Source organism: Nitrosomonas sp. Nm166 (assembly GCF_900112825.1).
Taxonomy (GTDB): domain Bacteria; phylum Pseudomonadota; class Gammaproteobacteria; order Burkholderiales; family Nitrosomonadaceae; genus Nitrosomonas.
The window spans coordinates 14,963-37,448 of sequence record NZ_FONE01000036.1 but is presented as its reverse complement, the minus strand read 5'-3'; the positions used below and the strand labels follow the sequence as shown (position 1 = coordinate 37,448).

At 43.7% G+C, this 22,486-nt stretch carries 24 protein-coding genes and 1 other RNA gene; 15 read left to right on the top strand and 10 right to left on the bottom strand.

The features are described 5' to 3' along the window. Window positions 1–227 precede the first annotated feature (227 nt). Window positions 228–473: a hypothetical protein gene (locus tag BM021_RS10880; RefSeq protein ID WP_218147856.1), complete on the top strand. Its 246-nt coding sequence runs from the start codon at window positions 228–230 to the stop codon at window positions 471–473. Window positions 474–687: 214 nt separating this feature from the next. Here BM021_RS10880 and ssrA read toward each other — a convergent pair. The 5 genes from ssrA to BM021_RS10855 form a co-directional block, all read right to left on the bottom strand. Then, window positions 688–1,048: a transfer-messenger RNA gene (gene ssrA, locus BM021_RS10875) on the bottom strand. A 90-nt stretch (window positions 1,049–1,138) separates the two neighbouring features. After that, window positions 1,139–1,786: an HAD family hydrolase gene (locus BM021_RS10870; RefSeq protein ID WP_090721057.1), complete on the bottom strand. Its 648-nt coding sequence runs from the start codon at window positions 1,784–1,786 to the stop codon at window positions 1,139–1,141. Between the two features lie 38 nt (window positions 1,787–1,824). Then, entirely contained in the window at window positions 1,825–2,532 is a 708-nt protein-coding gene (ubiG, locus tag BM021_RS10865) for a bifunctional 2-polyprenyl-6-hydroxyphenol methylase/3-demethylubiquinol 3-O-methyltransferase UbiG (protein ID WP_090721056.1), read from the bottom strand. Window positions 2,533–2,542: 10 nt separating this feature from the next. After that, complete coding sequence (locus BM021_RS10860) at window positions 2,543–3,868, bottom strand: TRZ/ATZ family hydrolase (RefSeq protein WP_090721055.1); 1,326 nt, start codon at window positions 3,866–3,868, stop codon at window positions 2,543–2,545. A 63-nt stretch (window positions 3,869–3,931) separates the two neighbouring features. Further along, window positions 3,932–4,606: an OmpA family protein gene (locus BM021_RS10855; RefSeq protein WP_090721054.1), complete on the bottom strand. Its 675-nt coding sequence runs from the start codon at window positions 4,604–4,606 to the stop codon at window positions 3,932–3,934. 432 nt (window positions 4,607–5,038) lie between these two features. Here BM021_RS10855 and BM021_RS10850 point away from each other — a divergent pair, with 432 nt between their 5' ends. From BM021_RS10850 to sixA, 9 genes are all read left to right on the top strand, one after another. Further along, the gene (locus BM021_RS10850; RefSeq protein WP_090721053.1) at window positions 5,039–5,779 is read left to right on the top strand and encodes an ABC transporter ATP-binding protein; all 741 of its coding nucleotides are present in this window, start codon (window positions 5,039–5,041) and stop codon (window positions 5,777–5,779) included. Next, window positions 5,776–6,519, top strand: coding sequence for an ABC transporter permease subunit (locus BM021_RS10845; protein WP_090721052.1), 744 nt, complete (start codon window positions 5,776–5,778; stop codon window positions 6,517–6,519). Before BM021_RS10850 ends, BM021_RS10845 begins: the two co-directional genes overlap by 4 nt. A 16-nt stretch (window positions 6,520–6,535) precedes the next feature. Beyond that, the gene (locus BM021_RS10840; protein ID WP_090721060.1) at window positions 6,536–7,897 is read left to right on the top strand and encodes a GldG family protein; all 1,362 of its coding nucleotides are present in this window, start codon (window positions 6,536–6,538) and stop codon (window positions 7,895–7,897) included. Continuing rightward, the gene (locus BM021_RS10835) at window positions 7,897–8,769 is read left to right on the top strand and encodes a DUF4340 domain-containing protein (protein WP_090721051.1); all 873 of its coding nucleotides are present in this window, start codon (window positions 7,897–7,899) and stop codon (window positions 8,767–8,769) included. The genes BM021_RS10840 and BM021_RS10835 overlap by 1 nt, the downstream gene beginning before the upstream one ends. Continuing rightward, window positions 8,769–9,599, top strand: a complete 831-nt coding sequence (gene mutM / locus BM021_RS10830) for a bifunctional DNA-formamidopyrimidine glycosylase/DNA-(apurinic or apyrimidinic site) lyase (RefSeq protein ID WP_090721050.1) — start codon at window positions 8,769–8,771, stop codon at window positions 9,597–9,599. Before BM021_RS10835 ends, mutM begins: the two co-directional genes overlap by 1 nt. 102 nt (window positions 9,600–9,701) lie before the next feature. Continuing rightward, a complete protein-coding gene (proC, locus tag BM021_RS10825; RefSeq protein ID WP_090721049.1) occupies window positions 9,702–10,514 on the top strand; it encodes a pyrroline-5-carboxylate reductase in 813 nt (270 codons plus the stop codon). A 57-nt stretch (window positions 10,515–10,571) separates the two neighbouring features. Beyond that, window positions 10,572–11,144, top strand: coding sequence for a YggT family protein (locus tag BM021_RS10820; RefSeq protein ID WP_090721048.1), 573 nt, complete (start codon window positions 10,572–10,574; stop codon window positions 11,142–11,144). 15 nt (window positions 11,145–11,159) lie between these two features. After that, a complete protein-coding gene (locus BM021_RS10815; protein ID WP_090721047.1) occupies window positions 11,160–11,456 on the top strand; it encodes a DUF167 domain-containing protein in 297 nt (98 codons plus the stop codon). A 59-nt stretch (window positions 11,457–11,515) separates the two neighbouring features. Further along, window positions 11,516–11,965, top strand: a complete 450-nt coding sequence (gene sixA / locus BM021_RS10810; RefSeq protein ID WP_090721046.1) for a phosphohistidine phosphatase SixA — start codon at window positions 11,516–11,518, stop codon at window positions 11,963–11,965. A 136-nt stretch (window positions 11,966–12,101) separates the two neighbouring features. Here sixA and BM021_RS10805 read toward each other — a convergent pair whose 3' ends face one another. The 4 genes from BM021_RS10805 to BM021_RS10790 form a co-directional block, all read right to left on the bottom strand. Next, entirely contained in the window at window positions 12,102–12,590 is a 489-nt protein-coding gene (locus BM021_RS10805) for a DUF421 domain-containing protein (protein WP_090721045.1), read from the bottom strand. 191 nt (window positions 12,591–12,781) lie between these two features. Then, entirely contained in the window at window positions 12,782–12,988 is a 207-nt protein-coding gene (locus tag BM021_RS10800; protein ID WP_090721044.1) for a hypothetical protein, read from the bottom strand. Window positions 12,989–13,246: 258 nt separating this feature from the next. Next, window positions 13,247–13,666 carry a CBS domain-containing protein gene (locus BM021_RS10795; protein WP_090721043.1) on the bottom strand — a complete coding sequence of 140 codons (420 nt, stop codon included), beginning with the start codon at window positions 13,664–13,666 and terminating at the stop codon, window positions 13,247–13,249. Window positions 13,667–13,853: 187 nt separating this feature from the next. Next, complete coding sequence (locus BM021_RS10790; protein WP_090721042.1) at window positions 13,854–14,321, bottom strand: KGG domain-containing protein; 468 nt, start codon at window positions 14,319–14,321, stop codon at window positions 13,854–13,856. A 364-nt stretch (window positions 14,322–14,685) separates the two neighbouring features. Here BM021_RS10790 and egtB point away from each other — a divergent pair, with 364 nt between their 5' ends. The 5 genes from egtB to BM021_RS10765 all read left to right on the top strand — a co-directional run bounded on the left by egtB (window position 14,686) and on the right by BM021_RS10765 (window position 21,441). Further along, window positions 14,686–15,990 carry an ergothioneine biosynthesis protein EgtB gene (egtB, locus tag BM021_RS10785; protein ID WP_371116400.1) on the top strand — a complete coding sequence of 435 codons (1,305 nt, stop codon included), beginning with the start codon at window positions 14,686–14,688 and terminating at the stop codon, window positions 15,988–15,990. A 131-nt stretch (window positions 15,991–16,121) separates the two neighbouring features. Next, complete coding sequence (locus tag BM021_RS10780; protein ID WP_090721040.1) at window positions 16,122–17,666, top strand: cytochrome B6; 1,545 nt, start codon at window positions 16,122–16,124, stop codon at window positions 17,664–17,666. 132 nt (window positions 17,667–17,798) lie between these two features. Then, complete coding sequence (locus tag BM021_RS10775; protein WP_090721039.1) at window positions 17,799–18,653, top strand: non-homologous end joining protein Ku; 855 nt, start codon at window positions 17,799–17,801, stop codon at window positions 18,651–18,653. Between the two features lie 3 nt (window positions 18,654–18,656). Then, the gene (ligD, locus tag BM021_RS10770) at window positions 18,657–21,149 is read left to right on the top strand and encodes a DNA ligase D (protein ID WP_090721038.1); all 2,493 of its coding nucleotides are present in this window, start codon (window positions 18,657–18,659) and stop codon (window positions 21,147–21,149) included. Between the two features lie 97 nt (window positions 21,150–21,246). After that, window positions 21,247–21,441 carry a DUF6496 domain-containing protein gene (locus BM021_RS10765; protein ID WP_090721037.1) on the top strand — a complete coding sequence of 65 codons (195 nt, stop codon included), beginning with the start codon at window positions 21,247–21,249 and terminating at the stop codon, window positions 21,439–21,441. A gap of 28 nt (window positions 21,442–21,469) precedes the next feature. Here BM021_RS10765 and BM021_RS10760 read toward each other — a convergent pair whose 3' ends face one another. Next, window positions 21,470–22,333 (bottom strand): SDR family oxidoreductase, encoded by an 864-nt coding sequence (locus BM021_RS10760; RefSeq protein ID WP_090721036.1) that lies wholly within the window; start codon window positions 22,331–22,333, stop codon window positions 21,470–21,472. Between the last annotated feature and the right edge of the window lie 153 nt (window positions 22,334–22,486).

Here is a 22,486-nt window from a genome sequence, read left to right as displayed (position 1 = left end):
TCGCAATTCTTCTATTGTGCTTGAATTAACTACTAAATCCTTTGCCTGCTCTAACAGTTCTTTACCACTCGCTATACGCGCCATCACAACACTTCGTTTCATAACCTTTCATAAGTTACGTCTATTATTTCACTTATGAAATAGAAATGGAAATTACCCGTTACGCGCGGACGTGTGAGAGGTTATCCATACGACGGTCAGATTCGGTCAAAAAGGAGATTTTGATCATGACAGCAGCACTTCTCGCCCTCGATCTGGGCACAAACACCGGCTGGGCTTTGTCCAGCCGAGACGGCCTCATCACCAGCGGCACCGAGCAGTTCAAACCACAACGCTTTGAAGGAGGCGGCATGCGTCACCTCCGGTTCAAGCATTGGCTGACCGAGATGAATCAGTGTACTGATGGCATCGACGCCGTGTTCATGGAAGAGGTTCGCCGGCACGCGGGTATGGATGCCGCAGTCCGATCGTAATTCGATGATTTATATAGTATAAAAATACTAACTTGCGGACTTCAACAATTCAATGACGGCGAGGCCCGAGAGAAAAATGGCATAAAGAGAGAAAAAATGAACTGATTTGCCGGATTTCGTGAAACCTCGAAGCCCGCAAGAATCCGCATGAATCCCCGCAAACACGCGAGAGTAGGCGAAAAAACCAACCGGATGAAGGGTTGGTCTTTGGTGATGGTGGAGACGGCGGGAATCGAACCCGCGTCCGCAAGCCCTCTACAGACAGTTCTACATACTTAGCCATGTTATTTGTTTTGACCTGGCAGCCGCCAACTGGCAGGCTGATGACAGGCGAGTCACCTTATATTTAACGTTCTACAAAGTGACCCTGCAGAACGCGATCCTCGTTAGTGACTCTGCTGCCTGTTACCAGACCCGGCGTTGAGGCCCACCGGTGCAGAGGCTAGCCAAATTAAGCGGCTAAAGCGTAGTTTTCGTCGTTTGCGACTATTGTTTTCAGATGGATTTACGAGGTAATCTGATCCTCGGTATGCCCTGCGCTGCTTTGCAACCCACGTCGAAACCAGATCGTCCCCGGTATTCGTAATGGTTACGAATAAGATAATGTTAGAACCAAAAAGTTCAGTCCCATGTGCTGGGTATTTTAGCAGAATTAACGATGCTTTTTACAGATAAACCAGTAATTCTTCGGGATGGTCAATCAAATATCGGGCACCCCAAGTTTCAGGTGGCTGGTCATTTCCAAGATAGCCATAGCGGGCAACGATGGGTTGCATGCCGGCTGCCAAGCTGGCTTGGACATCGCGTTTATCATCTCCCAGATAAATACAATTGGCAGGGGCGATAGCCATTTTGTTGCTGGCGGTCAGAAGGGGCTGCGGGTGTGGCTTAGTATAAATGGTTTCGTCGCCACAAATAATGCAGGCAACGCGTTGTGCTAAACCGAGCGTTTGAATCAAGGGGTGCGCGAAGCGTGCGGGTTTGTTGGTTACGATGCCCCACGGCAGATTACGTATTTCCAGTTGGTCGAGTAGTTTATTAACGCCTGGAAACAAGCAGGTATCGTGACACAGGCGTTGCGTGTAAAAATCAAGAAACTCATCGCGCATTGCTTCGTAATCAGAATCGCCCGGTTTGATATTGAAACCGAGGCCAAGCAGTCCTCGTGAACCGGCGGATGCCTGCGGACGGATCTGTGCGATGGACAATTCGGACAGGCCACGCGCGATGCGTTGTCTGTTCAGGGCGTGGCCAAGATCGGGGGCAGTATCAGCCAGCGTTCCATCAAAGTCAAAAAGGACTGCTTTAATCATTCATCTGAAACTACTATAGAGAAGTCACCGATATTTAGTTAGCTGCGATAGGCCATGATATAGTTGACGTCGGAATCATCTTCCAGCGCATACACCTTGGTGAAGGGATTGTACGTCATGCCAATCAATTTTACATCGGCAAGACCCGCCTTACGGGCCATGCGAGCAAGTTCGGAAGGTTTGATGAATTTGGCGTAGTCATGCGTGCCACGTGGCAGCAGCTTTAATATATATTCAGCGCCAATAATGGCAAACAGATAAGCTTTGGGGTTACGGTTAATGGTGGAGAAGAAAACCCATCCATTGAGTTTGACTAGCTGAGCACATGAGCGAACAACACTCATCGGATCGGGTACATGCTCGAGCATTTCCATGCAGGTGACAATATCGTAATGTTGCGGTTGCTCTTTGGCTAAAGACTCAATGGTAATCTTGCGATAGTCAACCTGATGACCGCTTTCCAGCAGATGCAGCTTAGCAACCCGGAGCGCCTTATCGCTGAGATCGATACCGGTTACATGGGCACCTCTGGCGGCCATCCCTTCCGATAAAATGCCACCACCACAACCGACATCCAGTACCGTTTTTCCTGCAAGTCCGGCCGTCAGCTCATCGATGTAATTAAGACGTAATGGATTGATTTCATGCAAGGGCTTGAATTCACTGTTCGGATCCCACCAGCGATGCGCAAGTTGGCTAAATTTTTCAAGTTCCAGCGGGTCAGCGTTAATACCATCATTTTCCATGTATTTATACCTATTGTCCTGAAGTTGTAGCGATACGTTCATGCCAGAATGTTGCGCGATATCGCAGATCAGACTGGTTGAGCGTTGTCAATTCTTTATTCCGCAATAGCATTTTACCATTTACCCATACATGACTCACTTGTTCGCGGCTTGCTGCATATACCAAATGCGAAATCGGATCATAGCAAGGGACAAGATTAAGGTCGGAGAAGTCAACTGCTGTGATGTCAGCTGCTTTTCCAATGGTCAACGAGCCGATTACTTTTCCCAACCCCAGCGCATTGGCGCCATTCAGAGTAGCCATTCTCAACGCTTGATGGGCGGGCAGGATATTGGCCAGGCCGCTGGTGACTTTTGCGAGCAATGCTGCTTGACGCATTTCTACAAACATATCTAGCCGATTGTTACTGGCCGCGCCGTCTGTGCCGAGGCCCACATTAACACCTTGATCCAGCAATGACGGAACCGGTGCAAATCCACTGGCAAGCTTCATGTTGGAGGAAGGGCAGTGGCTGATACTACAACCATATTGATGCACAAGCCTAATTTCATGGTCTGTCAGATGTACCATGTGGACAGCAATCAGGTTGGGGCTGAGCAATCCTAGCTGATGCAGGCGCTCGATTGGTCGCATACCCGTGGCTTCCAGATTGATGAGGATTTCATCCTGAGTTTCATGTAAATGGGTATGAACGGGTACATTGAGCTGCTCTGCGTAGGTCAGAATACTGCTGAATGTTTTATCACTGATGGTATAAGGTGCATGAGGTGCAAAACAGAAGGAAAGCAGAGGGTGATGATGATATTGATCGCGTAAATCCAGTCCTTTGGCCAGATAATCATCGGCATCACTGGCATAAGCGGTTGGAAAATCAATCACGATCATACCGACGGCAGCACGCATCCCTGAGTTAATCGCGGCCTCAATACACGATTTCGGAAAAAAATACATGTCATTGAAGCAAGTAATGCCACCTCTTATCATCTCAGCACAAGCAAGCTGGGTACCATCTAGTACAAATTGAGCATTGACATGTTGATGTTCGATCGGCCAGATGTGCTTATTAAGCCATTCCATTAAGGGTAAATCATCAGCACGCCCACGCATCAATGTCATAGCGGCATGAGTATGCAAGTTGACCAGACCCGGAATTAGCGCATGATTATTCAGTACTATTGTTTGCTGAGGCAGGTACTGCAATCGGGCATTAGATATCGGTAGAATATCTTTAATGAGTCCTTTCTCAATTGCAATGGCATGTTGCTGCAATACCACTTCTGCAGGCTCAATAGGAATAATCCATTTTGCTTCTATCAGTGTATCTATTTCTGTCATGACTATATAAGAAAAAAGCCCTGTTACAATACAGGGCTTTTTTTGAATAGCATGGGTAATTGTTTATTTAGTACCTACTACTTCAATTTCAACACGGCGATCCGGCGCCAGACAGTCTTTTAATGCCTGACCATGACCATGGCAGGTATTACCTGTTACTGGATCGGCTTCACCTCTGCCAGAAGCAACGATAAGACTTGGATCGATTCCTTGAGAGACCAAATGTGCTTTGACAGCATCAGCACGGCGGTGAGAGAGCCTATGGTTGTATTCATCAGAGCCAATTCGGTCTGCATAGCCTACAACATCAATGCGATCATATTTAACACCGCGTACTCCATTTACAAATTCATTCAGCGATTGAACACCATGTCCATCTGATTTTAATTTTGCGCTATCAAAGTCAAATAATGCATCCGCAGAGAATGTAATTTTTTTAGGAACTACTGGCGCTGGTGCTGGTGCAGGAGGTGGAGGTGCCGCAGCTACTTCAACTTTTTTAGCTAGATCCGGTTCACATTCCGGAATGGCCATAGCGGGTGTCCAATAGCCAGTATGCCAACATAAACCTGTTGTATTCCTCACGACTATACCACGGTCATCAACACCATAAGCTTCGGCTTTTTTAACAGTACGATCCTGATCAATACTTGTTAACTGTGCCAAGACAGCACCAGAAAACATTGCTGGTATAAGGATCATTCCAATAAGAGTATTTTTGGCTGACATTTTCTTCATGCTGTTATCCTTTTAATGAAAACTGCGGTTCTAGAATTTCTTGCGTTATTTTTATATGGAACTGAACTGTATTGTTAGTCTATTCTACTACTTCAAGCCTGCGAGTGTTCGATTATCAGTTTGTTTGTTTGTTTTATCAGTCAGCATGTTGTTTAATTACAACATATCTATGATTTAAATAAACGCGCTTGAATTAAGTAAAATAAAAGGATTTGATTCATTTGAATAATGAATATTGTTGATTTTTTATCCGAACAAAGGGTATAGCAATAAATAAATGACTCATGTTCTTATGACTAAGTCGATTTAAAATCGGCAAATTATGAGTCATCTCAAATATACTGTTGCTCATTTGCTACTGATACAGTTATTACTCCCTATAAATAAAATTCAACCAAAATTTTTCATTTAAGAATTCTTGGGGTAGATGAAATGACAACAATAACCTTGTCTGCACAAAATCTGTGCCGCAATTATGGCTCACATGCAGCAGTTCGTGAAATAAGCCTGCAGTTGAGGCGCGGTGAAGTGTTGGGATTGCTTGGACCAAATGGAGCGGGTAAAACAACTACCATGCGCATGTTAACGGGCAATCTTGCGCCGAGCAGCGGCAGTATAGAAATCTGTGGTGTCGATTTATTGGATAAACCACAGGAAGCCAAAGCACATCTGGGTTTCTTACCCGAGATTCCGCCGTTATATCAAGATATGACTGTGGATGAATATTTACTGTTTGCTGCAAGACTGCATCGAGTAAATAAACAGGCTATGCCAACGGTATTAAATAATGTGAAGCAGCGCTGTGGTCTGGAAGACCACGGTAAATATTTAATCGTTACTTTGTCGAAAGGATTTCAACAACGTGTGGGTATCGCACAAGCCATTATTCATAACCCGGATGTAGTCATTCTTGATGAACCAACAGTAGGCCTTGATCCCAACCAAATTCGTGAAATTCGTAAACTGATTCGGGAATTAGGAGCGTCCAGCAGCGTCATTTTATCCACACATATATTGTCTGAAGTGGAAAATGTATGTGACAGAGTACAAATCCTTCATAAAGGATGCGTAATGCTGGATGAAACATTGGCTGGGCTGCAACAACGGGGTACTTGCCTAGAAGATGTATTTACCCAACTCACACACAATGATGGATTAGGATCTTTGATATGATTATTACGATTCTCCGAAAAGAATTAAGGGTGTTGTTTACTTCTCCTTTGGCTTGGATATTACTGACTCTGATACAATTAGTACTCACCTGGATTTTTCTGGGTCTGCTGGATGCATTTCTGCAGATACAGTCGCAATTATTGCAAATTGCAAACCCGCCGGGCATCACCGAAATCATTGTCACTCCCGTCTTTTCGATGGCCGCCATTGTGTTATTGATGGTTACGCCATTGTTATCTATGCGTTTACTGGCTGAAGAGCAGCGTAATCATACGCTAACATTGCTCGTTTCAGCACCAATTTCCATGACCGATATTGTGATCGGTAAGTTTCTGAGTTTAATAGTTTTCTTCTTTATTATCATCACATTGATTATTCTATTAGGTATTTCGTTATTACTGGGTGGCACACTGGATTTTGGCTTATTATTAAGCAGTGCAATAGGCCTGTTTCTGGTTGCTGCATGTTTTTCTGCACTGGGACTCTACATTTCCAGTCTAACAGGGCAACCAGTGATTGCGGCAATAAGCGCATTCGGGGTATCACTAGGGATGTGGATAATTGACCTGGCCGCTAATGAGACAAATCGATGGCTGCACTCTATCTCATTACTGAAGCATTTTGAACGTTTTAATCAGGGTTTGATTGATACGTTTAGTATCGCCTATTTTATCTTGTTTACAACAGCATTTTTGGTGCTGACGATTCGCCGCCTGGATGGAGAGCGTTTACACGGGTAAGCGATGAATGATGCAAATGACTAGACTTAATAAAAAATTACGATTGCATTACTTAATACAGCATGGCGTGTTTGTCATTTTGTTATTGCTATTGGTTATTTTGCTTGGTTATCTTGCTGCACAAACTCGATTACAGTGGGATGTCAGCCAGAATGCGCGTAACAGTTTGAGTGAAGCCAGTCTGGAGATACTTAAAAATTTGCAGGGCCCAGTTCAAGTAACCGCATACGCCACTCAGCAGGATGCACAATCCGGCGATTTACGAAAAACGATTGCTGATTTTGTAGCATTGTATCAACGAGCAAAACCCGATCTTTCGTTGACATTTATTGACCCTACCGAACAGCCTAAACTGGCTCAGGAAGCAGGCATTCATATGAATGGCGAGATGGTGATCACATTTAATCAACGGCGTGAACACCTCACAATCATCAATGAACAGGCATTTTCAAATGTTTTGATGCGGCTTGCGCGGGCTGAGGATAAACCAGTCATAGCATTGAGTGGTCACGGCGAGCGCAGACTGGATGGGAATGCCAATCATGATTTAGGGGAATTTGGTAAGTATCTACGTACCAATGGTTTTAACAGCCAGCCACTGAATCTTGCGCTCGAGCAGGATTTTCCGGCGAATGCAAGTCTGTTGATGATTGCTTCTCCACAAGTGGATTTGCTGCCTGGAGAAGTGGATAAATTACTTAATTATATTGATCGTGGCGGTAATTTGTTATGGCTAGTTGATCAGGAGTCATTACGCGGCTTATTGCCATTAACAGAGAAATTACGCTTGACCCTGACGCCAGGTGTTGTGGTTGATCCCCGCGCGGAGCAGCTTAAGGCACCGATCACCTTTGCTTTGGGTGCCAGTTACGGACGACATGCGATAACTAATAATTTCAATTACATTACCGTGTTTCCATTTGCGCGTCAGATAACCATTAATGAGAATGCGGAGTGGAACAGCGTTTCACTGGTTGAAGTGGCACCCCAGGGATGGGTGGAAACAGGCGATCTGAATGATGAAGTTACCTTTGATCAAGCCATGGACGTGGCTGGTCCAGTTACTGTTGCTGTAGCGTTGACACGCAATATTGAGGACCGTGAGCAGCGCATCGTGGTCGTAGGCAGTGGACATTTTCTTGCCAATACTTATCTGGGGAATGGTCATAATCTTGATTTTGGCATTAATCTGATCAACTGGCTGACAGGTGATGAGGAACTGATTGTGATTCAACCACGCGCAACACTCGACAGTAATCTGATATTAAGCGAATCTGAGCTTGCGTTGATAGTGATAGGCTTTCTTATTGTGTTGCCTTTATTGTTCTTAATGAGTGGAGCTATCATTTGGTGGCGTCGCAGAAGGAAATATAAATAATGACTCATCACGCACGCCTTAATCTAATCATGCTTGCCACGATTATCGGTTTAGCAGTGTTTTTATATGTCAGGCCACAGTCTCAGGATATTCAAGAATATCCCATCTCATCCGGTTTAATTGAAGCAGTGCAGAATTTACGCATCGTAGGGCTGCAGCAAGAAATTGTGCTCAAACGATTGGGTAATCATTGGCATCTGCTAGCGCCAGTGCGAGCCAGGGCTGATGAAAAAAAGACCAAAAAGATTCTGGAAATTCTGACAGCTCACAGTAGTCAACGTTTTCCGCTGGCAGATCTTGCACGTTTTGATTTAGAACGACCTAATGCGCAATTGTATGTCGATGATAAATACTTTGGTTTTGGCGGATTTTCACCCATTACCAATCAGCAGTATATAGCAACAAATGACTACGTTTATATGATTTCACCGCATTATGCACTTGCATTGCCATTAAATGCTGCTGATCTGATCAATCCACAGTTGCTGGCTTCCGATGAAATTCCGGTTAGACTTGAGTTGAATCATTTGACGGTAGAACTGCAGAATCAAGATTGGCTCGTCACCATGCAGCATACTAACGAAGCACTTGATGAGGAAACAATAGAACGTTGGATACAATTATGGCGCACAGCTCATGCAACCAAGCTGGTATTGAAACATGAGCTTGGTTCTGAATTTGCTGAAACTGATCGTATTAAAATCAGTTTACAGGACCAGCAGGAAATTGACCTGAGAATTCTGCAGAATGAAACCGAGGTAATTTTTTTACGTGCCAATGAAGGAATTAGTTATCATTTTCCTCTGAATGTGGGCCAGCAATTGCTTGATCCCTATATCATTAAAATAAGCAAGATAGCGCCTGGGGCCTGATGCCGGAACTGCCAGAAGTCGAAACAACGCGGCGTGGTATTGCACCGCATTTGGTCGGGCGACCGATTGCACAGATCATTATCCGTCATCCCAGGCTGCGCTGGCCCATTCCAGAGAACTTGCCTGAATTATTGACGGGCTTAACGATCCAGGCTGTGACACGGCGAGCTAAATATCTTTTGCTTGATTGTGGGGTAGGAACGTTAATTCTCCATCTAGGCATGTCGGGAAGTTTACGCATACTGCCGATAAAACCGGGATGTTCAGTTGAATCACCTGGGAAGCATGATCACTTTGATTTAATTTTAAGCGATCAGACTGTACTGAGACTGCGGGATCCACGACGCTTTGGTGCAGTGTTATGGCATACTGGCGATGTTTTGCAGCATCCACTGTTAATAAATCTTGGGCCTGAGCCATTAACTGCCGATTTTAATGCGCAGCGATTATTTGAAAAAACCCGAAAAGGTCGTGCCAGTATCAAACAAACACTGATGGATAGTCGTATGATTGTTGGCATTGGTAATATCTATGCGAATGAAGCTTTATTTCTCGCTGGGATTAATCCCCAGATAGCCGCTGGCAACCTTAACATTAGACGCTACAAGAAGCTCGTGCAAGCGGTTAGGCAAGTCTTGCAGCAGGCGATCGAAGCAGGAGGAAGCAGTTTGCGTGACTTTGTTAACAGTGACGGCAATCCCGGGTATTTTCAGCAGCAATACTGGGTGTATGGACGTACAGGCCAATTCTGTAAGAAATGTGATCACGCAATTAAACAAATCAGGCAAAATCAGCGATCCAGCTTCTATTGTCCCAATTGCCAACACTAGCTGATCCAGACATGGAATTTGAATTTTCCCACTAAGCTGATTGTGGTAATTGTAAAATTATAAATTTTACGGATGCATTGATAAACCTAATGATAAGGTAAAATGAATATTACATTTATTGGCGGGGGCAATATGGCCTCCGCATTAATCAGCGGACTATTGCAGCAAGGTTATAAAGCAAAACAACTTCACGTGGTAGAAATTAATGCAGAAAGTCGTCAAAAAATAAAACGTGCATTCGGTGTTTCAGCTTTGGCTGATCTTACCAGTGGAATTATTAACAGTAACGTTATTTTATTATCCGTAAAACCGCAACAACTGTTTGAGCTCACTCAGAGACTTGCGCCTTTGCTGGATGATCAGTTGATTATATCGATTGCAGCAGGCATCCGTGCGCTTGATATTATGCGCTGGCTGGGCGGTTATCAGCGAGTAGTGCGGGCGATGCCAAATACGCCCTCTCTGGTGCTATCTGGTGTTACAGGGCTTTACGCTGCACCTACTGTCAGTGAACAAGATCGAAATCATGCTGAATCAATTCTTACCACAGTAGGTTCCACCCTTTGGGTGGATGAAGAAGAGATGCTGCATGCTGTAACTGCTATCTCAGGAAGCGGCCCCGCTTATGTATTTTATTTTATTGAATCCATGCAGCAGGCAGGGATAGAATTGGGTCTGACATCGGCCCAAGCCAGACAACTCAGTTTGCAGACATTTGCGGGTGCCAGTAAGCTGGCTATTTTGAGTGATGAAGATGCGGCTACCTTGCGTACACGAGTAACTTCAAAAGGAGGCACAACCGAACGGGCAATTCAAGCTATGGAAAAAGATCATATTAAATGTAAGATCATAGACGCCATTCATGCTGCGAGTGAGCGTTCGCATGAAATGAGCAACGAATTCAGCAAAATATAAATCTTGATGAACCCTAGGATTTATTAATTATCGATTATAGCCTTGTGAGAAATGCTTATGTCCAATCAGATCTTAATTTTTCTACTTGATACCATCCTGGGTTTGTTCTCGCTGGCATTATTGCTACGCTTTTATTTTCAGTTGCTGCGTGTTCCTTATTATAATCCGATATCCCAATTTCTTATCGCAGTGACTGATTTCATGGTACGGCCGGCACGGCGCTTTATTCCTGGTTGGGGTGGCCTGGATCTGTCCACATTGATATTAGCTTGGCTAATGGAATGCATTATCGTCACCAGTGTTTATATGTCACAAGGTTATAATTTTGGCGACAATTTTGTTGTAGCTTCCGGAATTATGGGACTATTGGGGATCGTTGAGATCATTAAAACGACGCTCTACATTGTATTGATGATGATTATCATGCAAGCCGTTTTATCATGGATTAATCCGCATAGCCCACTGGCTCCGCTACTGGACAGTTTCACCCGCCCATTCCTTGCTGTTTTTCGTCGACATATTCCACCGATCGCCAATGTTGATCTGTCTCCACTGTTTGTGCTGATCCTGATTCAAGTCCTGCTGATGATTGTGGCTGGGGTACATAGGGAAATTACTGCAATGCTTTAGGCTATTGATGCGCTTATGGGATGGTATCGGTACGATAAAGCAAATAATCTTGTTTTGACGCTGCATGTTCAGACTGGCGCAAAAAATACTGAAGCAGCAGGGCTGCAGGGTGATGCGTTAAAAATAAAACTTGCAGCTGCGCCAATGGAGGGCAAGGCAAACACAGCGCTAGTAAAATTTCTTGCCCAGCATTTTGATGTGCCGCTTCGACAGGTAATATTGAAACAAGGGGATAAATCACGGCATAAAGTGATAGTAATTCAACAGCCTGTTCATGGTCCAGAGGTATTATTTAGTCAGTTACAGGGATAATTGCGCAGGCTTTGTTTTAGCCGAATACTTTCAAATATCGATCATATAAAGGAATTCAAATGGAATTGATTCTGTGGCGCCATGCTGAAGCAGAAGAGGGTTTTCCAGATGCTGCACGCAAACTGACAGAAAAAGGATTAGACCAGGCAAAGCGCATGTCTGAGTGGCTTAAATCAAAATTGCCGGAAAATACGTTAGTGTTAGTGAGTCCGACGCAGCGCACTCAACAAACTGCAATGGCGCTGAGGCCTGACTTTGTAATCTGTGATGAGATAGGGCCGGGCGCCAACGTAAACAGCATTCTTACCGCAGCCAACTGGCCCAACGCGCAAGGCGCAGTAGTAATAGTCGGTCATCAACCTGTATTGGGAGAAGTCGTCAATTCTCTGCTTCCGGTGATTCCGCCAGGGTTAAGCGTTAAAAAGGGTTCTGTATGGTGGATAAAATGTCATGACAACAATATTGCTGAGCCAGTGCTACATGCTGTCATTTATCCCGAAATGTTATGAATTTTCTGTGATTGCATGATCATGCATCATATCCGAAAGATGGTTGATTCCATGACGCTGATAACAACGGTGCATCATGAACAAAGTTCCGTTTCATCCATTCCACGACTTCGGGTTGATCCTGGAGCATAAGTCCTTAGGGCTTTCTCTTCAATACAGTAAATTCCCCGTCAGGTTCCATGTAAGCCTTTTCGACCTCTTTCGGGTCGGTGATGCCATGTTCTCGCAGCTTGGTACGCAACTCCGACTCTGACAGATATTCTTTGCGCATGTGGCGCCAAAGAATCTGGCCCTTATCGATAAGCAGAAGTGGCGCTGGTTCTAAAATCGTCTGCAACCTTGGTACAGTATAGGTAAGCCAATCAATGAGCTGATTCCAACCTATGATGGTGGCAACGAGGATAAATGCCTCACTCACTGAGTGATAGTCGCCTGACATGCCATTTTGCGCCGCATCTGCAACGATCACCAGTATAAGAACGTCAGCCATGCCAATTGAGCCGATGCGTCGCTTGATCACTACGCGGAAGATCAGAAACAGGAAAAAGTACATCATCGTGCCACGTACCACAAGCTCAAGTGGTGAAACCGTAATGCCGAAAATTCCGTTCCAGTCCAGGTTCATGATTGTTTACCTCTTATAGAACCCTCGCACCGGTTGTGTCCGCTTGGGTACTTGGGTATGAAGCGATTTTTACAGGCAGGACCCATCCTGAGAAGTATTTCTTTCTCATAGATGCCAAACTGTGGGTCTAACTCACCTTCGCATCTGCCGCCTGGCGCGAAAATGGCACCCTGCCGCCGCCACCCATGCCTTCAGGGGAAAGTGCCGCGCTTCTCCTCACGCATCTTCTCTGTACGATGATCTTCACCTACATTCATTTCCTCGCGATTACGCTTTTGCTGCTGTGGATCACCGCGAGCATCGCCGGGCCTTTTCCCGGTCTGGGGTACTACGGTAGTAGATGAATCTTTGGAATTGTCATCCTTATCGATTTGGGTGCTGTGGTTGGCGTTTACCATGAATTCCTCCTCGTATATCCACAAAGAGAGCTAGAATAAATTTACCTTGCTCAGCTTCAAGCATGTCCGTATGTAAGAAATTTCTACCTTATAAGAAGTACCTTTAGAATAACTCACCCCATCAGCTGTCAATAGCTTTCGCGCATGTTTTCGGAAATAAGCATCATCCTTAATTATCATAATGAGGTTACCTCATCATAAGCTGAGTATTGTAAATTTCTTAGCGATGCTCTCACACTCTTAATATTTTGGAACTTGTTAAGCTGGAGTCGAAATCTCGGACAATGCCTCAGTTACAGGCGTCAGATCAGAACCTTCAACAGCAAAGTCTCCTAGTGAAACAATTCCTACCAGATGTTGATCTGCATCAACCACCGGTAACCGCCGAATCTGATGATCGCTCATTAACCGAGCGGCATCTTCCAATGAATCATCCTCGTTGGCAAAAACAATTTGTTCAGACATAGCGTCTCGTACTGGAGTATCGACATCCATACCTTCTGCCACAGCGCGCACAACAATGTCACGATCAGTAATAATCCCTATCAAATTATCTCTATCGCCGACAGGCAAGACGCCAAAGTCGCCATCTCGCATATTTTGAGCTGCCTCCTGTAAAGTGGCTTCCGGACTGATTACTTGCACATCAGTATTCATCACATCACTGACTGTTTGCATTTTTATCTCCTAAGTTTAAGGTTTAAGACCAAACTTTATTTAATAAAAATTTCCTTCATGCAACGGATTATTAAGCAATTAATATTTGAAAGAAAATATGGAACTTATCCCAATTTTTTAATGTAATTGCAAAAAGATTAAGCATGAGGGGAAAAATTATTTTCCCCTGTTTCATTTAAATTAAATATCATCTGTTTTTATGGCTCTGACTGCCAGCTTTGGCATGTTGCTCAGAGGTACCACCACGGGTAGAACTCGACCCCCTGTGAGACCCTTGAGAATGACTTCCTCTGCCAGAGCCTTCATCCTCATCTCTGCCATGACTGCTCTGCCCGCCTCTGCGACCCGCTTCACGAGCCTCGTCGGAATCAAACTCATGGGCAGTTCCTTTTTCATGAGCTGCTTTACCGCCCTTGCGACCAGCTTCACGCGCTTCTTCGGAATCAAACTCATGGGCAGTTCCTTTTTCATGAGCCACTCTACCGCCTTTGCGACCCGCTTCACGAGCCTCGTCGGAATCAAACTCATGGGCAGTTCCTTTTTCATGGGCTGCTCGACCGCCCATGCTTGCAATTTCTCGCTGCTTATCTTCATCCATTGAAGCGAAACCTTGATTACCATGTTTTTGACTATCATCTTTATTTGAAGCCATCATAAATCTCCTTAATATATCGTATTAATAGTAGGGTTTCAGTCTAAGTAAATCGATCTTTTGAAACAATCTAGAGACCGGGAACAAAATTAAAGGCAGCCGTATGATTTGTATGTACGTTACAGTACATTACAAAAACAAATTAATGCTCTTCAATAAATATTGACCAGTCTGTGTGATTGCTAACCGATCAAACTCGAGATTTGAATCATCATAATTATTTCATTCTTGAAGTGAAGTCGTTATAATGATTAAGAACAGATACTTAGCATTAAAATACTCACCCTTACCTTTCTTTTGGCAGTCCTATATATGTAACTTAAGACAGTTAAATCAAAGCATTTACTTTTTACAATAACTTTTCAAAATGCTCATGAATCATTCTTCTTTATTTTCCCGATACAGCAAGATCCGGAATCGGACGTTAACTTTGATTCAACCGCTCTGCAATGAAGATTGTTGTGTGCAATCATTACCGGAAACAAGTCCTGTGAAATGGCATCTGGGGCACATTGCCTGGTTTTTTGAAAACTTCATACTTCAGCATTATGAAAAACCATTTAAGCCATTCCATGAAATATTTAGTTCGATGTTTAGTTCGTACAATGCAATATGCCAAACAAAGCCGGATCCGAAACGAGGCTTATTCACGCGGCCACCGCTTACCGAAATCCTGCATTATTGCGATAACGTCAATGAACGGCTGAATCGAACCTTGACTCAGATTGAGGAAGATGAAATGCTGAGTATGTTGACCATACTGGGAATGAATCACGAGCTGCAACATCAGGAACTCATCCTGACTGATATTAAATGTTTACTATCGCAAAACCCATTAAATCCTTCTTATCAGGACGGTAAGTCCGGACAATATGAAATCTCTAGCGAAGGGCTGCTTCCTTTAGAATGGCATCGTTTCGAGGGAGGTATTGTAGAAATTGGACATCAAGGTAACAGCTTCAGCTACGACAATGAATCACCCCGGCATAAGCAATATTTACAGCCTTATCAATTAGCTTCCCGTCTTATTACGAATGGTGAATATCTCCAATTCATTGAAACAGGAGGCTATGAAAATACGAGATTATGGCTCTCGGATGGAATGGATTGGTTAAAGGCTCATCAACGAACACACCCTTTTTACTGGCGCGAAAACAAAGACGGATGGAAAGAATTCACACTTAACGGCCTATTACCGTTAGATTTAAATCTACCGGTAGTACATCTGTCATTTTTTGAAGCAGACGCTTTCGCCCGCTGGTCTGATGCACGCTTGCCGACAGAAGCAGAATGGGAAAATGTCGCTTCCAGGCAGAATATTGAAGGGTGTTTCGCAGAAAACAATCGTTTTCATTGTATGCCCGCCACAAAAGATGATTCTGTTCCTGCCAGAATTCTACAGTTATTCGGTGACGCATGGGAATGGACGCAATCAAGTTATTCGGCTTATCCTGGTTATTGTCCCTTCCAACCCGACCCTGATAAGCCGATGTCGCAAGTTTGGGATCATGCCGTAGGGGAATACAACAGCCGGTCCATGGTCAACAAGTATGTCTTGCGTGGCGGCTCATGTCTGTCTTCTCAAGAATGGATCCGCCCTAGCTTCAGAAATTTTCTTCCTGCTGAAACTTGCATTCATGCTACGGGCTTACGCTTGGCCCGTGATTCCTGACTAACTAGCGCTTGTATAGTATCCGCGTTTTCCAAGCGTACGGTTTCGAACAGATAAATTTTCTTCAAACTGCAAGCATTTCATAACGTTTTTATCAATCACAGAAAGACACTAGTTTATGAGAGGCTCACATGAAGAAGAAAACAAATATTTTACTGTTGACCCTATTAGGAATAAGTAGCTTGATCGTTGGAATAAACAATGCGATCAGCAAAAGCGATAGCGAATCCCCGCAATCGCAGGACGCTGTGCAGAAAGCACAAACTGTACAAAAATCTTCAAATACTACAGATCGCCCTGAGCAGAAAAAAAACAAACATGACCGATCTGATGTTTTTGAGGCTTCAAATGCGCAATCTTCTTCCACTGCATTTAAGAACCAGCCTGATAACGGAAAAGTACTCGGATTCGATTTTTATCGAGATCCCTTAAATGCAAAAAAGCCGATGCAAACTTTTGAGGAAACAATGAAAGCAGACATCGCCGAACGCCCTGCAATCATGAAAACCCAGCATAATTTACTGCTCAAGCGCTACGACTTGACTCCCCGTTTAGATCGAGAAGTGACCATGTCACGAGGCAAACCGCTGGCAGTAGGACCTACTGCGAAATTACCCGATGGTGTGAATTGGCAGAAACTGGCTGAAATGTCACCTGAAGAAATACGTAGCAAGGATATTTTCCCTTACCCTGCCCTGCCCCATCCTAAGCAAGTAACGGGTGGACAGGTTTTTCCTCAAATGCAGATTGCAATGTTCCCAAGACTGGAGCGGTTCGATGTGGAATTTGACTTGCCTGAAGCCTTTTTGCCGGAATTTCCCCCGGCCATTTTCCTGCAGAACAGGCCTGAATTAGGCGATGTCTCACGTGGCGAAGTGGTTTCAATCAATAACTTTTATAGCTTATTCAAAGACATTTTGACTCCAGTTCAACTGAACGGATTGCAAATGCTCCTTACACCGTTACCACAAGAAGAGTTCAACCCAACAGATGATCGTAAAAGTGCCGAACCGAGCTTAGGCGTAGCCTGCTTCGATTGCCACGTGAATGGTCATACGACAGGACAATTTCACTTGAGTCCCGATATCCGGCCTGAGGAACGACGGTTTCGTTTAGATACGACGAGTCTGCGGGGAATGTTCAATCAGCAGATCCACGGTTCAAAACGTAGCTTGCGTTCGGTCGAAGATTTTACCGAATTTGAATTCCGTACAGCTTATTTCAACGGTGATCCGATCCATGCGATGAAAAAAGGGTTTCCCATTCTTGATCGGATTCATGTCAGCCATATGGCTCAATTCCAGAATATGCTGGATTTTCCTCCCGCACCCAAATTAAATAATCAAGGTCGGCTGGATCATTCAAAAGCTACTGAAAAAGAGATCCAAGGTGAAAAAGTTTTCTTTGGCAAAGGTCAGTGCGCAAATTGTCACGAGCCGCCCGCATACCTCGATCATCAAATGCATGACCTAAAGCTCGAACGTTTTCTGAATGAGCCTGGCGATGGCCCGATGAAAACTTTTACGCTACGCGGCATTAAAGACAGCCCACCTTATCTGCATGACGGACGTTTGTTGACGCTGGAAGACACGGTTGAGTTTTTCAACCTAGTGCTGCAGCTTAAATTAACGGACGAAGAAAAATCCGATCTGGTGGCCTTTATGAGGCAACTATAGCGAGGAAACAAAGTTATAAAATTTGTTGTTGATGTAAACCGCTGTCTTGTTTAAGCATTGGATTCTTGAGAAAGTTACCATTTAGGCATGGCAGCTGCATTAAATAAAACTGATCAATGAGGAGCTGTAAAAATGCCTCAACACGCTTATTGGATGGGTCACATTCGCTTATCGCTTGTCACATTTCCGGTCCGACTTTACTCAGCGACATCTTCCATTGAAAAAATACGGCTTCACAAATACGACCGCCATAGCGGTCAGCGAATTCACTATCAAAATATAAATGAAGAGGGTGAAGTGGTTGAAGCGGAAGATATTATCCGCGGCTATGAATATGAAAAAGGAAGCTTTATTCCTATCGAAGATGAGGAAATTGATAAACTCAAGCTAGAGAGCAAACATACTATTGATCTTGTCCAATTCACTGATCTCGCTTCTATTGACCCGATTTATTACGATGCACCCTATTATGTGGCACCGGATGGTGAAATTGCACTGGATGCGTATTTAACCTTGCGCGAAGCATTAAAGCAAAGCAGAAAAGTTGCACTTGGGCAAATTGTATTGCAAAACAAAGAGCGTATTGTTGCTATTAAACCTTGTGGCAAGGGGTTACTCATGGAGACATTGCGCTATAACTATGAAGTGCGTCAGGCTGAAGATTATTTTGAGGGTATTGAGAAAGATGCCGGCTTGGATGAAGAGCAGTTAATGCTTGCTGAAGAATTAATCAATCGTAAAACAGCCAGGTTTGATCCAAAAAAATTTAAGGATTTGTATCAGGAAGGGTTAAAGGAAATCATCAATTCCAAACTGGAAAAACGTCCTGCCAGATTGAAAAAAAATGCTCCCGAGCCAGGCAATGTGGTAAATATCATCGATGCGCTGCGTAAAAGTCTGGAACAGTCAAACGGCAAAAAAACCAAGGCTCAGGCAACAGCAAGAAAACCCCAAAGAAAAACTACCAGACGTAAGAAGGTCGCTTAACCGATGGCAGACTTGCTTTCAAAATATCATCAAAAGCGGGATTTCAGCATTACCGGCGAACCGAAAGGCAAGGCCGGCAAGCGAAAGAATACCCATCTTGCTTTCGTGATCCAGAAGCACGGCGCACGCCGCCTGCATTATGATTTCAGACTCGAACTGGATGGCGTCATGAAAAGCTGGGCGGTGACACGCGGACCCAGCTATGACCCAACCGATAAGCGCTTGGCTGTGCATGTTGAAGACCATCCGATGGAATATAACCAATTTGAAGGTATTATTCCTGACAAACAATACGGAGCTGGGCCGGTAATGATTTGGGACCATGGCGAATGGGTTCCCGAAGAAGATCCCCACGAAAGCTTGAAAAAAGGCCATCTGACCTTTCAGATGAAGGGCAAACGGATGCACGGACGCTGGCATCTGGTACGCATGAATACATCAGAAAAACGCGAAAACTGGCTGCTGATTAAGGGAGACGACGAATTTGTTCTGAAAGGGGGAAAAAATGAAAGATTCCTGGATGAAGAAAATACCAGTATTATTTCCAATCGAACGCTTGAGGAAATAAAGAATAATGTAACAGCCAAACCTCAAAAAGAAACGCAGACGAGAGCAGAAGCAGCTTCCACTCCCGTCTCTGACTTAATCGTTACCCTGCAGAAAAAATACCCCAAACCTGAACTGGCGATATTGGCTGAATTCCCACCCACCGCAGAAAATTGGTGGCATGAAATAAAATATGACGGTTACCGCATCATGGTATTCCTTGAAAACGGCCATGTTATTTTACGCACGCGTAGCCATCAGGATTGGACGCATAAATTCCAGGCTATTGCAAACCAATTAACGAAAATAAAGGTCAAGAATGCTGTTCTGGACGGTGAATTATGCGTCCTCAATGAGAAAGGCGTTACCGATTTCTCTGCTTTGCAGGATGCCTTATCGCGCGGAGATTCCAATCAGATAGGAGGATGGTTTTTTGATCTCTTGCATTTGAATGATGAAGATTACACGCAGAAACCTTTATCAGAACGCAAGACGGTATTAAGAAAACTTTTAAGAAATAAAAGATTATCCCTCATCCATTACAGTGAGCATTTGGAAAGCAGCCCCCACTTATTGAAAAAAGCCTGTCAAATAGGCGCTGAAGGTCTCGTTTCCAAAAATAAAGATAGCCCTTATCTCTTCCGCCGCACGCATGATTGGATCAAAAGCAAATGCGGCCAGGAACAGGAATTTGTTATAGGCGGTTTTATCCCTGCAAAAGATCATCCAGAAGCTGTGGGTTCTCTCTTACTCGGTTATTACAAACAAGGAAAATTTCTTTATGCCGGAAAAGTTGGCACAGGTTTCGGTGTCGAGTTATCCAAAAAGATCTATCAACGCTTAAATTCTCTTCGCACAAACGTATCACCCTTTAATGGTCGCGTTGAAAAATCCCGGCGTGCACATTATTGGGTTCAGCCGCAGATTGTATGCAATGTATCATTCTGGGAATGGACGGCCGACCAACGGATTCGACATTCGTCATTCAAAGGCCTGCGTGAAGATAAAGCACCGACCGCAGTTCACCAGGAAATTCCTGAAAAGCCAGCCGTGACAGTTCAAAAAAAATCTTTAAAAAGTAATTTCAGAGTTGAAGGAGTCATAATCACTCACCCTGATCGTGAAGTTTTTCCTGGCATTGGCATTACTAAGGGGGATATCGCAACGCATTACGCAAGAGTGATGCCATTTATTCTTCCATTTGTAGAAAACCGTTTGATCAGTCTGCTGCGCTGTACCAATACGATTGAGGGTCAGTGTTTCTTTCAACGTAATCCGATGCCTGGAATGGGTACTGATATCATAGGAAAAACTATTACGCATCAAGGAAGTAAGCATAATTACCTCTACATTGATAATGCCGAAGGATTATTGGAGCTCGTGCAAATGGGTACTATCGAATTTCATGTGTGGCAAAGTGAGGTTAAAAACATAGGTAAACCTGATCAGATTATTTTCGATCTTGATCCCGGAGAAAATGTCCCCTTCGATGCGATTAAGCTAGCTGCTGAAGATATTCGGCGCCGCCTGAGGCAGCTTGATTTGGAGTCTTTTCCTCGCTTATCGGGTGGCAAAGGAATTCATGTTGCTGTTCCTTTGAAACCTAAACATGCTTGGGATGAAATCAAAAAATTCACGCAGAAATTCGCCAGGAGAATGGAGCGGGATATGCCCGACGTGTATGTGGCTACCATGGCAAAGACAAAGCGTGCCGGAAAAATTTTTATCGATTATCTACGCAATGATTATTCTTCAACAGCAATTGCGCCATTTTCATTGCGTGCAAGAAGAGGTGCACCTGTAGCCATGCCGCTATTTTGGCAGGAATTAAACGCATTCGATTCTGCGGCTGCATTTAATATTTTAAATATACGCAAAAAATTAAATAAAGCCACTGAAGAAAAAATTCAAGATTTTTTCGATTCCCGGCAGGATTTAAAATTTAACTGAGAAATATGAAATAAGGGATCAAGTATGAATATTCGATGTAGCGTTTTTATTACGTATTAAAGTTCAACTTATTTCCTTTAAAGAACGGAGGTTAGTAATGGCAAAATATTCCAAAAAAAGTCAGGAAAAAGTTGAGGAAGCAATGCATGAAATGCATGAAGGGAAATTAAGATCAGGACGCAGCAATAAAAAAGTAACTGATCCCAAACAGGCTATTGCGATTGGTTTATCTGAAGCAAGAAAAGAAGGCGCTAAAGTTCCCAAGAAAAAAGATAGCAAAAAAGACAAGTAAGTCTTTTTATCTTAAGCCTTCTTGATAATTATCCATTGATGATTTCTCCACCATTTGGATGAAGTACTTGGCCCGTGATATAGCTGGAATCATCACTGGCGAGAAATAAGAAGCAAGGCGCCACTTCATTAGGCATACCGGCACGTTTCATAGGTGAATCACTGCCAAATTCTGAAACCTTCTTTTCATCAAATGAAGAGGCTACTAGCGGTGTCCATATCGGACCTGGCGCTACGGCATTAACTCTTATTCCCTTATCAATTAAGTTACTTGCAAGGCTTCTGGTAAAAGTAACGATGGCTCCCTTGGTTGAAGCATAATCGATCAAGGTAGGGCTTCCCCGATATGCAGTAACAGAAGTAGTATTAATAATGCAACTACCAGACTTTAAATGGCTCATTGCATATTTTGTAACCCAAAAATAAGAGAAAAAATTTGAATAAAAAGTTTTCATCAACTGTTCAGTAGTGATCTCTTCGATAGAATCAGCTTCCCAATGTAAAGCAGCATTGTTGATAAGAATATCTAATTTACCCAATTGCTTTAAAGTTTCATTCACTGTCTCTTTACAATTTTCTTCCTTCGCTAGATCTGATTTGATAGAAATACATGTTTGACCGAAAGCCTCAACTTCTGTTTGTGTTTGGGATGCATCTTTGTCCTCACTTAAATAAGAGATGGCGATTGAAGCGCCTTCCTTAGCAAACAATAAGGCTATTGCTTTACCAATACCGCTATCCCCACCGGTAATCAAGCAGACTTTTCCTGCGAGTTTACCTGACCCGCCATATTCCTTAGGTTGAGTTTCAGAAACAGGAACCAGCTCACTCTGTTCACCAGGACGTGGTTGTTTTTGCGGTGGACGAATTTGCTGTTTAGGATTCTTATCCATAACTAACTGAAAAGTAATTTAAAGACACTAGATTATTTAACTTCAGCTACTTAGTTCCGCAGATACCCTAGACTTTAGCAACTGACCGAACTACTTTCCTTCACGAAAACTGAGCTTATCCTCTATTATCTAGACGATTGAAACATTCATTTT